This window comes from Gordonia sp. WA4-43 (assembly GCF_020520305.1).
GTDB lineage: Bacteria > Actinomycetota > Actinomycetes > Mycobacteriales > Mycobacteriaceae > Gordonia > Gordonia hongkongensis.
Map to the genome: position 1 here is coordinate 2,077,035 of NZ_CP084736.1, position 15,019 is coordinate 2,092,053.

Here is a 15,019-nt window from a genome sequence, read left to right on the forward strand (position 1 = left end):
GCGGGGATGCACATCTCGGTGGCCATCATCGGAGCCGGATTCGCCGGCATCGGCGCGGCGATCCGTCTCCGGGAGCGCGGAATCGACGACCTCGCGATCTTCGAACGCGACGACCGGGTCGGCGGCACGTGGCGCGACAACACCTATCCGGGTGCCGCGTGCGACATCCCGTCGCGCCTGTACTCCTACAGCTTCGCGCCCAACCCGGACTGGTCGCACACCTACTCGCGCAGTGCCGAGATCCTCGACTACATCCGGTCGATGGTCGATGACTCCGGGATCGGACCGCACATCCGGTTCGGCCACACGGTGACCGGGATGGAGTACAGCGCCGACGACGGTCTGTGGACCATCACCTTCGACGAAGGGCACGAACCGGTACGGGCGCGCGCCGTCGTCCTGGCCTCGGGTCCGCTCGCGAACGCCTCCTTCCCCGACATCCCCGGCATCGACGACTACGAAGGGCACAAGATCCACAGCGCACGTTGGGATCACGACTACGACTTCACCGGCAAGAAGGTCGCTGTCGTGGGCACCGGGGCGAGCGCGGTCCAGATCGTGCCGGAGCTGGTCGAGACGGCCGCGTCGGTGAAGGTCTTCCAGCGCACGCCCGGCTGGGTCCTGCCCCGCGCGAACGTGCGGACCCGTGCGACAACCAAGCGGCTCTATCGGGCGGTGCCCGGCACCCAGCGACTGGCGCGTTCACTCTGGTTCTGGGGTCACGAGACGGTGGCGCTGGGCGTCGTCTGGAACACTCCCCTGACCCGCGTCGTCGAGGCGGCCAGCAAAATGCACCTGCGGTCGCAGGTCGACGACCCATGGCTGCGCCGGCAACTCACTCCCGACTTCGCCGCGGGATGCAAACGACTGCTCATGACCAGTGACTACTACCCCGCGCTCCAGCGACCGAACTGCACACTGGTGACCTGGCCGATCGCCCGCATCGCCGAACGCGGCATCCGCACCGTCGAAGGTGTTGAGCACCAGTTCGATTGCATCGTGTTCGCGACCGGGTTCGACGTGTCCAAGACCGGGACGCCGATCCCGATCACCGGCCTCGACGGCCGTGACCTCGCGTCCGAGTGGGGCCGGGGCGCGTTCGCGTATCGCAGCGTCGCCGTGTCCGGCTATCCCAATCTGTTCTTCACGTTCGGACCCAACTCCGGCCCGGGCCACAGCTCCGCGCTGGTGTACATGGAGGCCCAGATCGACTACATCACCGAAGCGGTCACCCAGCTGCTCGAGAACGACTGGAAGGCTCTCGACGTGCGCGCCGAGGCGCAGGAGCGATACAACCAGGACATCCAGCGTCGACTGACCTCGACCACCTGGAACTCCGGATGCCAGAGCTGGTACCTGACCGACGACGGGTTCAACGCGACGATGTACCCCGGCTTCGCGATCCAGTACGTCAATCAGCTGCGCCGCGTCGAACTGCGCGACTACCGGATCCTCGTTCACCAGGACGCTCGGACTCCGGCCACCGCAGCGTTACAGTGAGGGGATGACCGAGTACCGGATCGACGACCTGGCGCGCGTGTCCGGAACCACGACCCGGAACATCCGCGGCTATCAGGAACGCGGGCTGCTCCCCCAGCCGCTTCGGCGCGGACGCGTCGCGATCTACACCGAGAAGCACCTGCGTAACCTCCGGGCCATCAACAAACTGCTCGGGAGCGGGTTCACCCTCAAGCACATCGCCACCTTCATGACGAATCCCGGCGCTCGCATCGGGGATGCGTTGGAGCTCAACGAGATCCTCGACGAACACTGGTCGAGCACATCGCGCCCGGAGATCACCCGCGACGAGCTCGACGAGAGATTCGGTCCGCTGGACGATGCCCAGGTCGCGGCTCTCGTGCGGGCCGGTGTGATCTCCGAGACCCCGCGCGATGGGGTGTACGAGGCCATCGACCCGCGCATCATCGGAAACCTGGCGAGGCTCGTGCGACGGGGCGTGCAGATCACCGCGCTGGCAGATGTCCACGAACGGTTCACCGCAAAGATCAACGAGGCCGCCGAGATCCTGCTCGCGGCCGCGCACGACGAGGTGGACCGGCGCAAGGGCCCGGGCTGGCTGCCGGAGAACGACGACGACGTCGCCTGGGCGGTGAACCTCCTGGGGATGATGCGCCGCGTCGGAACCGAGAACGCCCACGCCGCACTCGACCGCGCCCTCGACACGGCGCTGGACCGGGAACTCTCGGCCCACCAGAGCGCCGTCGACGAGCGCGCCGACGCCGACGCGCCGCAGCCCGACCGGGAATCGATCGAACCCTCAGCCGGACCCGTTGTGCCACTTCGGCAGAACGACCAATGAGGCGAGGAAGAAGCAGATCGCTCCCACGAACGTACCGACCGTCGCGGCCACCGCGTCGGCGGTGACGCCACCCTTGGTCACGAACGCTCCGACGGCCGACACCCCGAATGCGACACACCCGATCCAGTTGATCAGCACCGACCACCAGTCCCGATCGCGGACATCCCACCGGCGTCCGGTGGCGCGGGTGTAGCCGGCGAAGGCGACCGCGCCACTGATGAGGAAGGCGATGGACCCGCCCGCGTCCGGGGTCCAGACCAGGTGCCGGTCCCCCCAGATCGTATGCGCGACCAGGGCTCCCGTGGTCGACACGTTGAACAGGATCGTACCCACCGACTGCGTGGCGGCAGTGAGCCATTCGGCACGGATGACCGAGCCGGGCGCCGACGACCGCAGTTCGGCCACGGTACCGCTGCGGATCAGTTGGATGAATCCGGCAGCGGTGAAGAACCACGCGCCGACGAAGTAGCAGCTGTTGGCGAACCCGGCGCCCATCACATGTGCCAGCCCGGGCGCCGACCCCAGCGCGAACAGCGCCGACCCGATCATGAACCCCCAGCACTGCTTGGGCAGCGTCGGAGTCAGAAACGCATGTGTGCGGTCATGCGGTGACATCAAGGCTCGCGATGACCTTGCTCGGCTCGATCCAGATCCCCAGCTCGCCGGGGACCCCGTTGCGGGCTCCGAACTCCTCGGCCCGCTCGGCACCCATGTATCGCGCCCCGCACATCGTCGCGATGCGACGCACCTCGTCGAGGTCGTCGGTGACCCGCGCGATGCCTTGCACCTGCACGAAACCGAACGGCGGTGCGGGCAGGTCGACTGCCATCACGACACGTGGATCACGCAACAGCGCACGGCCTTTGGCAGTCGTGGCCCCGGTGTTGAACGCGATCCGGTCGCCGTCGAGGACGAACCACACCGGGACGACGAGCGGCCGACCGTCGGCGGCGGTGTATCCGAGGTGCCCGGTCTTCGTGCCGCTGGTGAGGAAGTCGCGGATGGCCGGATCGGACAGCGTGGGCGCAGACATGCCTCTCACCCTAGAGAGACCTGGCCACAACCGCGAGGTGTTCGGACTCGACCGCCTCACCGTTGCGCGAGTACATCACCGATCCGGCATGCCATCATCATGATCGTCGCGTGCGGGCCACTGCGCCCGCTGCTGGGCAGAATGGACCCGTCGACGATCCGGAGTCCGCGAACCCCGTACACCCCGCCGAGCCAATCGGTCCGGACGCCCATCGGCATCGTCCCCCACGCGTGCTGGGAGAACCCCGCCCGATCGGCGATCCGCACGCTCCCCGGGACGACGACGTCGGCGAACTCGGGCGCGCGCAGCATCTCCACGACCTCCGCGGCCGCCGTCCGCAGCGCGACGGCGGTGGCCGGGTCGGGCTCGTCGAACGCCAGCCGTACAGCGGCGCCGTCGGCGACGATCCGTACCGCCGAATGCCTCATCGCGGTCACCTCGACGATCGGACCCCAGGCGCGCAGGCCGCGTATGTACGAGGCGAAATCATCTCGATAACAGCGTATTTCGAGACCGCTGTCGGTGTGCACCACCGTTGGCAACACCATGCCCGGCCCCGCCGGTGTCCGCCTGGCGTACGACACCGCCAGGCCTCGATGCTCCCCGGCACCCAGCGAACGGGCACCTGCGCGACCCCCGATGTCGAGTGCGGGCAACTCCGAACGCAACAGGATCCCCGCGGTGCCGAGGGTGCCCGCGGCGAGGATCACCTCGCCCGCGCCGACCGTGAGCGAGCCCGCGTGCACGCCCGTCACCGTCGTACCCCCGGCCGACGCCACACGGTCCACCGTGCAACCGGTCACGACCCGGAGGTTGGGTCGCGACAGCGCCGGGACGAGGTACGCGTCGGCCGCCGAGCGGCGCGCGAGCCCGCTCCGATTGATCGGCACCCGGTTGAGCCCGACCACCGGCCACCGCTGCGCGAGCGGACGGACCGGCACCCGCGCCGTCCAGTAGCGCTCGAAAGCGGTTCCGGCGTCTCCGAGTTCGTCGTCGGCGACGGGTTCGACACCCATGGTGCCGCCGGGCGCGTCCAGTTCGTCGTACGCATCGGCGATGGCGTCGAGCCCCCACCCGGCCGGCCACGTTCCGAAGTCGTCGCGATGCCACCTGAGGAAGTACCCGCCGTTCACCGCCGACGAACCGCCGAGAGCCGACCCGCGGGCCGCCGACACCCCGAGGTTCGTGTCGTGGCGGACCGCGTGCGGGGCGGCGTCGTCGATCGGTAGCCGAGACAGCTCGAGGTCCGCGGGGGTCGGCAGGCCTCCCGGACCGCGTTCCAGCAGCACGACCGTACGGTCGGGGTTCCGCGAGAGCCGCTCGGCGAGCACGCATCCGGCGCTGCCGGCGCCGACGATGACGACGTCGGCGGTGAGCGACCGGTCGGTCGTCGTCATCGAGAGATGACCGGGCGCAACGCTTCCGGGTCTCGGTGGGTGATGACGCCTTGCCACAGGCCCGCACCGTAGGCCAGGTCGTCGAGCCGGTGCATGAGGATGTAGCGCAGCGGGCCGAGCGTGGGCGGACTGGTCGGATCGGCGAGCAGATCCCGGACCCAGGACACCACCCCCTCGACGATCGCCACCTGCACGGCGAGGGTGCGGAAACGCTTGGACACGAGGGCGAGCAACACCGCCACCGGCCAATAGTGACGGCAGATGGCGTCCGCGGCCTGTAGCAGTCCGAACCCGGCCGCTCGTCCGGTCATCTGCGCCGACACCAGCGGGGCCGACGGCAGGTCGCCCAGTCGCCGCCGCATCCGAACCGCCAGATGGGTGAGGATGATCATCGCCAGGGCGGCACCGAACCGCGTCCGCGACAGCAACGCCACCACCGCGGCGGCCATCGGAACCGACATCTTCATCGGCGCCGCCCGGTCACCGTGCCGGGAGGCCAGGTGTGCGGCGCCGGTGCCGTAGAAACAGCGACGCGAGAGCACCGAGCGCAGGTCAGCGCGGTGCTCATGGGCCACACGAGCCACCGGGTCGTAACGGATCCGCCACCCCTCCGCGTGCATCCGCCAGCACGCGTCGACATCCTCGGCCACCCGCAGCGACTCGTCGAAACCGCAGAAAGCGCTGCGCCGCACCACCATCGCGGCGCTGGGCACATACGGGGTCCGGGTCGAGGGCGCCACCGCGGACTCCTCGGGTCCCATGTCCAGGGAGGACCACCCGTTCTCGTACCGCTCGGCCAGCGATGACGCCACCGCCGCGTCGGACTGCAATCCGACGATGCGCGGCGCGACGAGCCCGACCGTGGGGTCGGAGAAGTGCGTCAGCAGGATGGTGAGCCAATCCGGGTCGGGCACGACGTCGGAGTCGAGGAATGCGACGAAGTCGGTCGTCGCGGCCTCCGCCCCCGCGTTGCGCGCCGCGGACGGACCACGGTTGTCGTCGAAGCGCAGGACCCGCGCCGTGGGCCGGTCCGCCACGATCGGGGTCGCGGAGCCGTCGTCCACGACGATGACCGTCAGCCCGTCGAGGGCGTCGAGCAGGCGATCGATGCCAGCCTGGTTGTCCCGGACCGGGACGACCACGGTCACGTCCTGCGGCTGCGGCCCGAACATGGGCCGGGGATTGGCGATCCCCGCGTCCAGCAGTGCGCGCGCCAGTCGTCGGGTTACGTTGTCGCACACCTCGATCCGACCGTCCTCGGAGGTCATCCCGAGTGCGGTGTCGGACATGCGCAGCAGCCGCGTCGGCGAACCGCCGACCAGATACCGGAAGTCGCCCGCCTTGGCACAGCGCAGGTCGATCTGCACCTGGAAGCCGTCGGGCAGATCGGTGCGCGGCCCCGGAGTCGCGTCGGCGTCCGAGTGCGCTCCGGGTTCGACGGACTCCGAGTCGTCCCGGGCGGAGGCGTCGTCCGCGTCCTGGTTCCCGGCCCAGCGTCGTGGGGCCGAGTCGTCGAGGGCCGTCATCCCAGGCGCCCCAGATCGTCGATCTGCCACGACTCCAGGGCGGCCCACAGGCGGTCGGTCACCCCGTCGACCAGACCCGCCCCCGTCTCGGCGCTCGCGCCCTCCGGGTCGCCGAGGACACCGTTGGGACTCACGGCGGCGACACCGCCCGACCGCATCGCCCCCATCAGCGCCCCCACCGGCTCCCGGTTGCCCGCCACGGCACGGTCGGGATCCACGACGGACGGCGAAACATGCAGCAGCACAGATGTTTCGGTGAATCCCGCGTGGGCGTCGGCGCCGTCGAAAGCGCACGGGAACCAGGCGACGTCCCGGCCCTCGTAGCGGAGTCGGGTCACCGCCTCGATCAGCGTCCGGGTGTTCCCGCCGTGTCCGTTGACGAACACCACGCGCGCCGCCCATCGGCACGCACTGCGGCCGTACTCGACGAGGAGGCCGCGCAACGCCTCGTGCCCGATCGAGATGGTCCCGGCGAAGCCCTCGTGTTCGCCGCTGGCGCCGTAGTTCAGGTCCGGTGCGCACAGGAGTCCGGAGGCCTTCGATCGTCCGCAGACGCGCTCGGCGATCGCCGCCGCGATACGCGTGTCGGTGTCGAGCGGGAGGTGGGGCCCGTGCTGCTCGACCGAACCGAGGGGCACCAGCAGGGTGATCACCTGCCCATCGAGGTCTGGCCAGTTGCACTGCCCCAACGCCGATGGCACCGTCATTCGACCAATGCTAGCGACGGTGCCTGCGAGTGTGTCGGTCTCGCCCGAAAAACGGAGCGAAAAACGCGTCCAGATGTCGCGAACCACCACTCTGACGAGCGTTCGATCGGTTGTGGAATGCTGAGAGCATCCAGTGATACCTGACACAGTGCGCGAACAACGATCGGGAGGACGACACCCATGAGCAGTGCCACACCACACGACAGCGGCAAGCCCGGCCCACTGAGTTCGATCCGGGTCATCGAGTTCGCCGGTATCGGCCCCGGTCCGCATGCCGCCATGCTGCTGGCCGATCTCGGCGCCGACGTCGTGCGCGTTCAGCGTCCGGGGTCGCTGCCCAAGCCCGGCCGCAATGCCGATGCTCTGCTCCGCGGCCGACGCGTCGTCGAGGCCAATCTCAAGGACGACAACGACCGGGAGACCATTCTCGGCCTCGTCGCCAAGGCCGATGTGATCCTCGAGGGTTTCCGTCCCGGCGTGATGGAACGGCTCGGACTCGGACCCGACGACCTCGAGAAGGTCAATCCCGGCCTCGTCTACGGGCGCATGACCGGCTGGGGACAGGACGGACCCCGTGCCAACCTCGCCGGCCACGACATCAACTACATCTCGCTCACGGGCATGCTGCACGCCATCGGACGCAAGGACGATCGTCCCGTGCCCCCGCTCAACCTGGCCGGTGACTTCGGCGGCGGTTCGATGTTCCTCGTCGTCGGTGTGCTCGCGGCACTGCTCGAGCGCGGGGTGTCCGGCCGGGGACAGGTCGTCGACGCGGCCATGGTCGACGGCGCTTCCGTTCTGGGACAGATGATGTGGGCGTTCCGCGGCACCGGACTGTGGAGCGACACCCGGGGTGTGAACATGCTCGACACCGGCGCTCCGTACTACGAGGTCTACGAGACCTCCGACGGCAAGTACATGGCGGTCGGCGCGATCGAGCCGCAGTTCTACGCCGAGCTGCTCAAGGGCCTCGAACTCACCGACGCCGACCTGCCGGACCAGAACGACATCGCCCAGTGGGGGAAGCTGAAGGAGATCTTCACCGAGACCTTCAAGTCGCGTACCCGCGACGAATGGGCCGCGGTCTTCGAGGGCACCGACGCCTGCACCTCGCCGGTCCTCACCTTCGCCGAGGCACCCGCCGACGCCCACATGGCCGCCCGCGCCAACCTCGTCGACATCGACGGCGTGACCCAGGCCCAGGTGGCACCGCGCTTCTCGCGCACCAAGCCGGAGACCCCCACGGGCCCGACCACCGAGGCGACCGATCCGTCGACGCTCTGGGCCGACTGAGGGTCCCGCCACCGCTTCTCCGTGCGGGAGAAGCGGTGGCGACCCGCCCATTGCTCCCCGAGGTGCGAGGAGCGAAAGCCGCCGGGCCGAGCAAGCGACGAAGGAGCGCGTCGAGGTCGACGAGCCACGAAGGGCGACAACTCACGTCGCCCTTCGTGGCTCGCTTCGCTCGCACCTCAGGGAGCAGATGAATCGGCCACTCGCCCTCGAACGCAGGGGTTCTTTCGCGGCCGCGCGGCGTCAGACCTTCGAATGCCCCATGTCGATCTGGAACTCGGCCGCGGTGATCCCCTTGGCACTGTCGGACGCGAGGTAGAGGACGGCGTCGGAGATCTCGTCGAGCGCGGCGACCGGATGGTAGTCGAGGATCGATGTGAAATGCGGGTTGACCCATGGGATTCCGAAGATCCGGTGGGCCTCGGTGTCGGCGACGCCCATCGGGGTGTCGACGGCGTAGGGGTGCACGCTGTTCACCCGGATGCGGTGATGCCCGAGCTCTTTGGCGGTCGTCTGCGTCAGTCCGACGAGGCCGTACTTCGACGCCGAGTACGACGCCTGCATCGGCATCGCCTTCAGGCCCGCAACCGAACTGATCACAGTGATCGAGCCGCCGTTGGCCGCCTCGAGCATTGCCGGGATGGTGGCCTTCAGCGTCTTCCACGCACCGACGAGGTTGATGTCGACGACGTCGGTGAACTGTTCTTCACTGAGCTCCCAGACCTTGCCCCAGGTCAGCACGCCGGCGTTGGCGACCACGTGGTCGAGCCGGCCGAACTGCTCGACGGCGTCGGCCACGAGCTGCTGCTGGAAGGCGAGGTCCCGCGTATCCCCCTGTCGCGCAAGGATCTTCCCACCGACGCCCTCGACGAGACGGATCGTCTCGGCGAGGTCGTCGGCGGTGGCCGCGGGGTAGGTCGCATGGTCGATGATCGGACCAGCGATGTCCAGGCCGACGATCGCGGCCCCCTCGCGAGCGAACCGGATCGCGTGGTTGCGACCTTGACCTCGGGCGATGCCGGTGATGTAGACGACCTTGCCGTCGAACTGTCCCATGGCAGAACTGTAACACGTTCTAGTTCTGGTTCCCCAGGGTTCGCGGGCACATCCCCAGCGTCATCGGAAGACGGGTCAGATGCTCCCGAACGAGCGGGTGAAACCGTCGGGAACGACGAGGTCGGCGGCCGACAGCTCGTGCACGCTCTTGTGCCCGAGACCCATCAGCACACCGTCGAGCCCCATGCGCAGGAGATCCAGCACGTTCTCCACACCGGCCTGGCCGTTGGCCGCGAGCCCCCAGAGGTACGCACGGCCGATCATGACCGCGCGGGCTCCGAGCGCCAACGCCTTGGCCACATCGCTGCCGCGTCGGATACCACCGTCGAGCAGGACCTCGATGTCGTTGCCCACGGCCGTCGCGATGTCGGGGAGAAGGCGGATCGTGGCGGGGGTGCCGTCGAGGTTGTTGCCACCGTGATTGGACACCGACAGAGCGGTCGCGCCGATGTCCACCGCACGCTTGGCATCGTCGAGGCGGGTGATGCCCTTGACCATGAACGGCCCATCCCACTGCTCGCGCAACCACTTCAGGTCTTCCCACGTGGGCGGCGGAGTGTTCATCCATGACCCGTAGGCGCCGAAGAACGTCGGCCCGGGCACACCCTGCGGCGTGAGGTTGGGTGCGGTCAGGTCGGGGATGTTGATCTTGCCGCCCTTGACCCAGTCGAGCGCATACCGCGGCTTGACCGCGATCTCGGGCCCCAGGCGCAGCAGCGCCTTCAAGTCGACCTTTTCAGGGATCTCGGGGCTACCCCAGTCGCGCCCGACGTTGAACACCCAGTCGGTGGTGACGATGAGACCCTTCGCACCGGCCGCCTTTGCCCGCTCGGCTCGGGCGAGGATCTCCTCGCGACTGCCGAGCCAGTAGATCTGGAAGTGGACCTTGTCGTTGACGGCGGTGACCTCCTCGACCGCGTGCGAGGCGAAGCTCGACAGCCCCATCGCCGTGCCACGCGCCGCGGCAGCGCGGGCCACCGCGACCTCACCGTCCGGATCCACGGCCTGGACACCGGTCGGCGAGATCATCACCGGGAACGAGATCTCCTCTCCCATCACCGTTGTCGTCACCTCGCGATCGGACTGCGCACCGACGACGTGCGGCGCCCAGCCCAGTTCGGAGAACGCGCGGACGTTGTCGTCCGCGGTGACACCGGCCTGCGTACCGGCGACCAGCGACGAGTACACCGATTTGGGCAGCCGCTTCTTGGCCCGGCGCTGCGCCTCGGTGACGGTCTCGAACCAGGGATTACGGGCCCAGGGGTTGGCAGACATGTTCTTCCTACTCATTGATCCATCCATGGAGACCGGTTGGCTCTCATGGAGACGGGGCGCCGGTTCTGACGACGGCGCGCCCCGTGGTGTACCGCGGGCGATCTACCGCGCGGCGGGGGTGAACCCGGCGAGCGGGTTCTCGTCACAGGACTTGGTGGGACGCGAGGCCACCGGGGTCAGGTCGCCGTCGGGCCGCCGGGTCATCAGGGTCAGCGGCGTGCCGCGTGAATGGTCCTTGTTGGCGGTCGGTTTCGTGCGGTCGCCGGCGAGGAGTTCCTCACCGTAACCCTGCACGCACTCCGGGTCCGGGCCGGCGAGCGGTAGGCCGGTGAAGAACTTCGCGGCCATGCACCCGCCGCGGCAGGCGTCGAAATGCGCGCACTTCGTGCAGGCGCCGGCGTTCTGCGGTTCGCGCAATTCGGTGAACAGGTCCGACCGCTGCCAGATCTCCTGGAAACCGCCGTCGGACAGGATGTTCCCGGCGAGGAAGTTCTCGTGGATCGCGAACGGGCACGCGTACACGTCGCCGACCGGGTCGATGAGGCAGACCACGCGTCCCGCACCACACAGATTGAGGCCGGGGAGGCCGCCGCCGGAATCGGAACCGAACGCCGACAGGTGGAAGAACGAGTCACCCGTCAGCACTCGATCACCGTGTGCGACAAGCCAGTCGTAGAGTTCGCGCTGCTGGTGCGGCAACGGATGCAGGTCATCCCACACGTCGGCGCCCCGGCCGGAGGGACGCAACCGGGTGATGCGCAGCGTGGCGTTGTAGCGGTCGGCGAGCGCCTTGAACTCGTCGAGTTGCGCGACGTTCTGTCGTGTCATGACGACGCTGATCTTGGCGTCGGCGAAACCCGCCTCTGCCAGGTTCTCCAGTGCACGGACGGCCATGTCGAACGAACCCGGACCGCGGACCGCGTCGTTGACCTTCGCGGTCGCCCCGTCCAGCGAGATCTGGACGTCGACATAATCCGACGCCGCGAGTCTCGCGGCCACCTTCTTGTCGATGCGCAGGCCGTTGGTGGAGAACTTCACCCCCACCTGATGGCTGGTGGCGTAGTCGACGAGCTCCCAGAAGTCCGGGCGAACGGTCGGTTCGCCGCCGCCGATGTTGACGTAGAAGACCTGCATCCGCTGCAGCTCGTCGATGATCGCCTTGCACTGTTCGGTGGACAGCTCGCGGGGATCGCGTTTGCCCGACGACGACAGGCAGTGCACGCACGCGAGGTTGCACGCATAGGTCAGTTCCCAGGTGAGGCAGATGGGCGCGTCGAGACCCTTCTCGAACTGGTCGACGAGCCGGCCGACCTTCGGCACCTCGCCTGCGGTGGGCGCGGGCGCCCGGAGTGCACTCGCGAATTCGGTTGCTGTGGGCGGCATCTCGATGGTCGTCATCGTTGAGGTCCTTGCATTCGGGGCTGGCGGTTCGGAACTGGGACGTCCGGGCCGGGACATCGGGCCTGATCGCTCAGGAGCGGGGCACGATCATGCCGCTGTCGGCGAGCGCGGTGAGCGCCTGCAGGTACAGGGGACGTTGGGCGGGCGAGATCCCGGCGGCGAGGAGGGCGGCCTCCGCCGAGTCGTGGTCGGCGAGCGATTGCACGATGCCGACGACGGTGAGGTTCTTGAGGAACGACAGCTTGCGCGTACCGAAGTGGTACAGCAGCGCGCCGAACGGTTCCGGCCGCAGAGCGACCTTCGGATTGAGCCGCCACGGCTCGAGCGTGTCGAAACCGGGCGCCTCGGCTGGGGTGTCGAACCGGACCCCGGCGACCGCGGAACGGTCGCCGGAGGTCGGATTCGATGTCGGGGCTGACATCAGTAGACCCCGCACATCCCGTCGATCGAGACCTCTTCGACGAGTGACTCGGCGAGGAGTTCGGTGTCGTTCGAGCTGTGACTGGTCGCAGCGGACTGATCTGCCATGATCCATACCTCCTGGTTGGTGGGTTAGTGATGTGGATCACGACAGACTTTAGTGGCACTCGGTGCAGAAATCCAGCGTTTGCGAGCGAACTGCCCGAATGGCCAGGTGGACGGTTCTGCCGATCCGAACGACACCGGTCCCATAGGCTGAGGTCCCGATGACCACGAAGATGCGCGGTGACGAGCCCGCACGTACCCCGCCGGGCCGGCGCCCCATCACGTCGCGTGCGCAGATCAGCGCACTCGCGATCCGCCTCTTCACCACCCAGGGCTTCGAGGACACCAGCGTCGACGACATCGCCGAGGCGGCCGGGATAGCCCGGCGCACACTGTTCCGGTATTACTCGTCGAAGAACGAGATCCCCTGGGGCGAGTTCGACGACCATCTCCTCGAACTACGCACCCTCCTCGCCGGTATCCCGCCCGAGACGCCGATGGCGCAGGCCCTCGTCGACGCCCTCGTCTCGTTCAACCGGGTGCCCGCCGAGGAACTCGACAACCATCGCCGACGTATGTCCCTCCTCCTCGGGGTGCCTGCGCTGCAGGCACATTCGATGATCGTCTATGCCGACTGGCGTCAGGTCATCGCCGAGTTCTGCGCGACCCGGCTGGGCGTCGATGTCCGCGATCACCTGCCGCAGACCATCGGGTGGCTGTGCCTCGGTGCCGCCCTCGCCGCGTACGAGAAATGGCTCGACGACCCCGATGCCGACCTGGAGACGCTCATCGAGTCCGGCGCGCGCACCGTGGCCGACGGCGTGGCGGCCCTGGCGTGACTACGCTGACAGCGGCCGCAAGTGATCGACCGCAAGCCCCTCGTGGGAACACCGGTCGTTGCGCTAGGCTGAAGTAGAACGTGTTCTAATTTGGGCCGGGGTGCCGGTCCTCGACGGCGGAGACTGCGCACATGTCTGACCTGACCCCTCACGGTTCACGCAGCGTGATCCTCACGGTGTCCGAGGTGATCGACGAGACGGCCGAGGCCAAGTCCATCGCCTTCGACGTACCCGAGGCCTCGCCGAAGCCGTTCACCGATTACAAACCGGGGCAGTTCCTCACGCTACGGATTCCGAGCGAGCAGACCGGTTCGGTCGCGCGCTGCTACTCCCTCGCGTCGTCGCCGTTCACCGACCCGCGGCCCAAGGTGACCGTGAAGCGCACCGCCGACGGCTACGGATCCAACTGGGTGTGCGACCACCTCTCCCCCGGCACCCAGGTCGAGGTGCTGCCGCCGTCGGGCGTGTTCACCCCGAAGTCCTATGACAACCCATTGCTGCTCATCGCGGCCGGCAGCGGTGTCACGCCGGTGATGTCGATCCTCAAGGCGGCCCTCGAGAAGGGCGACGCACCGATCGTCTTCTTCTATGCCAACCGGGACGTCGCCGACGTGATCTTCGCCGCCGAACTCCGAGAACTCCTGGCCGCCCACCCAAATCGGCTCACCCTCGTCCACTGGCTCGAATCACTCCAGGGTCTGCCGAGTGCGGCCGCTCTGGCAACGGCTTTCGCGCCCTACGCGACGTCGCACGTCGCCTACATGTGCGGACCGGGCCCGTTCATGGATGCCGTCCACAAGGGTCTGTCGGACGCGAACTTCCCGCACCACAACGTCCACACCGAGGTTTACAACTCGCTGTCCGGCGACCCGTTCGCCGACGTCGAACTCGGCGAGGTGAGTGAGGAGGAGCAGGCGGGTGCCGCCACCGTCGAGGTGGAGCTCGACGGTGAGACCCACACCCTGACCTGGCCTCGCTCACGAACTCTCGTCGACATCATGCTCGCCGCCGGACTCGATGCCCCGTATTCCTGCCAGGAGGGTGAGTGCGGTTCGTGCGCCTGCACTCTCACCGAGGGCAGCGTCGACATGGACAACGCCGGCGCGCTCGACCCCGAGGACATCGAGGACGGATACATCCTCGGCTGTCAGGCGCATCCGACATCGGACACCCTGAAGGTCGAATTCTGAGAGAGTGGTTCGAGTTCGTGCAGTCACCGGTCCATCGAAGGAGAACGACGACGTGAGCACCATCCGCGGTTCCCGGCTCGACCCCGTCCAGCTCGCCCGTGGCCTCGCCGCGATGCTCATCAGCATCGGAGTGCTCCACTTCGTGGCACCCAAACCGTTCGACGAGATCATCCCGGAGGAGATCCCCGGCGACCCCCGCACGCTGACCTACGCTTCCGGTGTTGCCGAGATCGGTTTGGGCGCGGCACTTCTCGCTCCGAAGACCCGACGCGCCGCCGGCGCGGCGTCCGTGCTGCTGTTCCTCGCCGTCTATCCCGCCAACATCAACATGGTCCGGCTGTGGTGGGACCGGCCGCTGCCCTACAAGATCGTCACCCTGGCCCGGTTGCCGTTCCAGTTCCCGATGATCTGGGCCGCCGCGAAGGTCGCACGCGAGGGCTGACCCTTCGAGGCTCGTCGCTAACGCTCCTCACACCTCAGGGAGCAGAAAGCGCAGCGGCGCCATCGGATTCGAGAGCAC

The 15,019-nt window shown here is 68.1% G+C and carries 16 protein-coding genes; 6 read left to right on the forward strand and 10 right to left on the reverse strand.

Annotation, left to right across the window (positions count from 1 at the left end):
* Positions 1-6: 6 nt before the first annotated feature.
* Both LEL84_RS09215 and LEL84_RS09220 read left to right on the forward strand, forming a co-directional pair.
* Complete coding sequence (locus tag LEL84_RS09215; RefSeq protein WP_226513866.1) at positions 7-1,500, forward strand: flavin-containing monooxygenase; 1,494 nt, start codon at positions 7-9, stop codon at positions 1,498-1,500.
* Between the two features lie 4 nt (positions 1,501-1,504).
* A complete protein-coding gene (locus LEL84_RS09220) occupies positions 1,505-2,320 on the forward strand; it encodes a MerR family transcriptional regulator (RefSeq protein ID WP_226513867.1) in 816 nt (271 codons plus the stop codon).
* On the opposite strand, the gene LEL84_RS09225 is transcribed toward LEL84_RS09220, so the two are convergent.
* Genes LEL84_RS09225 through mftE form a run of 5 tightly spaced genes read right to left on the reverse strand, consistent with a single transcriptional unit; the run spans position 2,279 to position 6,983 of the window.
* The gene (locus LEL84_RS09225; RefSeq protein WP_226513868.1) at positions 2,279-2,935 is read right to left on the reverse strand and encodes a hypothetical protein; all 657 of its coding nucleotides are present in this window, start codon (positions 2,933-2,935) and stop codon (positions 2,279-2,281) included. The genes LEL84_RS09220 and LEL84_RS09225 overlap by 42 nt on opposite strands.
* The gene (locus LEL84_RS09230) at positions 2,922-3,353 is read right to left on the reverse strand and encodes a PPOX class F420-dependent oxidoreductase (RefSeq protein WP_226513869.1); all 432 of its coding nucleotides are present in this window, start codon (positions 3,351-3,353) and stop codon (positions 2,922-2,924) included. Before LEL84_RS09230 ends, LEL84_RS09225 begins: the two co-directional genes overlap by 14 nt.
* A gap of 56 nt (positions 3,354-3,409) precedes the next feature.
* Positions 3,410-4,750, reverse strand: coding sequence for a mycofactocin system GMC family oxidoreductase MftG (gene mftG / locus LEL84_RS09235; RefSeq protein WP_226513870.1), 1,341 nt, complete (start codon positions 4,748-4,750; stop codon positions 3,410-3,412).
* The gene (gene mftF / locus LEL84_RS09240) at positions 4,747-6,276 is read right to left on the reverse strand and encodes a mycofactocin biosynthesis glycosyltransferase MftF (RefSeq protein ID WP_226513871.1); all 1,530 of its coding nucleotides are present in this window, start codon (positions 6,274-6,276) and stop codon (positions 4,747-4,749) included. Before mftF ends, mftG begins: the two co-directional genes overlap by 4 nt.
* A complete protein-coding gene (gene mftE / locus LEL84_RS09245) occupies positions 6,273-6,983 on the reverse strand; it encodes a mycofactocin biosynthesis peptidyl-dipeptidase MftE (RefSeq protein ID WP_226513872.1) in 711 nt (236 codons plus the stop codon). The genes mftF and mftE overlap by 4 nt, the downstream gene beginning before the upstream one ends.
* A 180-nt stretch (positions 6,984-7,163) precedes the next feature.
* Between mftE and LEL84_RS09250 the strand changes: the two genes are divergently transcribed.
* Positions 7,164-8,276, forward strand: a complete 1,113-nt coding sequence (locus LEL84_RS09250; protein ID WP_058252357.1) for a CaiB/BaiF CoA transferase family protein — start codon at positions 7,164-7,166, stop codon at positions 8,274-8,276.
* 240 nt (positions 8,277-8,516) lie between these two features.
* Here the strand turns inward: LEL84_RS09250 and LEL84_RS09255 are convergent, their stop codons facing one another.
* The 5 genes from LEL84_RS09255 to mftA form a co-directional block, all read right to left on the reverse strand.
* Positions 8,517-9,329: a mycofactocin-coupled SDR family oxidoreductase gene (locus LEL84_RS09255; RefSeq protein ID WP_068970109.1), complete on the reverse strand. Its 813-nt coding sequence runs from the start codon at positions 9,327-9,329 to the stop codon at positions 8,517-8,519.
* 75 nt (positions 9,330-9,404) lie between these two features.
* Positions 9,405-10,604 carry a pre-mycofactocin synthase MftD gene (gene mftD / locus LEL84_RS09260; protein WP_068970108.1) on the reverse strand — a complete coding sequence of 400 codons (1,200 nt, stop codon included), beginning with the start codon at positions 10,602-10,604 and terminating at the stop codon, positions 9,405-9,407.
* Positions 10,605-10,706: 102 nt separating this feature from the next.
* Entirely contained in the window at positions 10,707-12,002 is a 1,296-nt protein-coding gene (mftC, locus tag LEL84_RS09265; protein ID WP_226513873.1) for a mycofactocin radical SAM maturase, read from the reverse strand.
* A gap of 73 nt (positions 12,003-12,075) precedes the next feature.
* Positions 12,076-12,426: a mycofactocin biosynthesis chaperone MftB gene (gene mftB / locus LEL84_RS09270; protein ID WP_068970107.1), complete on the reverse strand. Its 351-nt coding sequence runs from the start codon at positions 12,424-12,426 to the stop codon at positions 12,076-12,078.
* Complete coding sequence (mftA, locus tag LEL84_RS09275) at positions 12,426-12,533, reverse strand: mycofactocin precursor MftA (protein WP_058252362.1); 108 nt, start codon at positions 12,531-12,533, stop codon at positions 12,426-12,428. Before mftA ends, mftB begins: the two co-directional genes overlap by 1 nt.
* Positions 12,534-12,691: 158 nt before the next feature.
* Here mftA and mftR point away from each other — a divergent pair, with 158 nt between their 5' ends.
* From mftR to LEL84_RS09290, 3 genes are all read left to right on the forward strand, one after another.
* Positions 12,692-13,309, forward strand: a complete 618-nt coding sequence (gene mftR / locus LEL84_RS09280; protein ID WP_058252363.1) for a mycofactocin system transcriptional regulator — start codon at positions 12,692-12,694, stop codon at positions 13,307-13,309.
* A gap of 131 nt (positions 13,310-13,440) precedes the next feature.
* Positions 13,441-14,499 (forward strand): ferredoxin--NADP reductase, encoded by a 1,059-nt coding sequence (locus LEL84_RS09285; protein ID WP_226513874.1) that lies wholly within the window; start codon positions 13,441-13,443, stop codon positions 14,497-14,499.
* 52 nt (positions 14,500-14,551) lie between these two features.
* On the forward strand, positions 14,552-14,941 hold the full coding sequence (locus LEL84_RS09290; RefSeq protein ID WP_226513875.1) for a hypothetical protein: 390 nt from the start codon (positions 14,552-14,554) through the stop codon (positions 14,939-14,941).
* Positions 14,942-15,019: the final 78 nt, after the last annotated feature.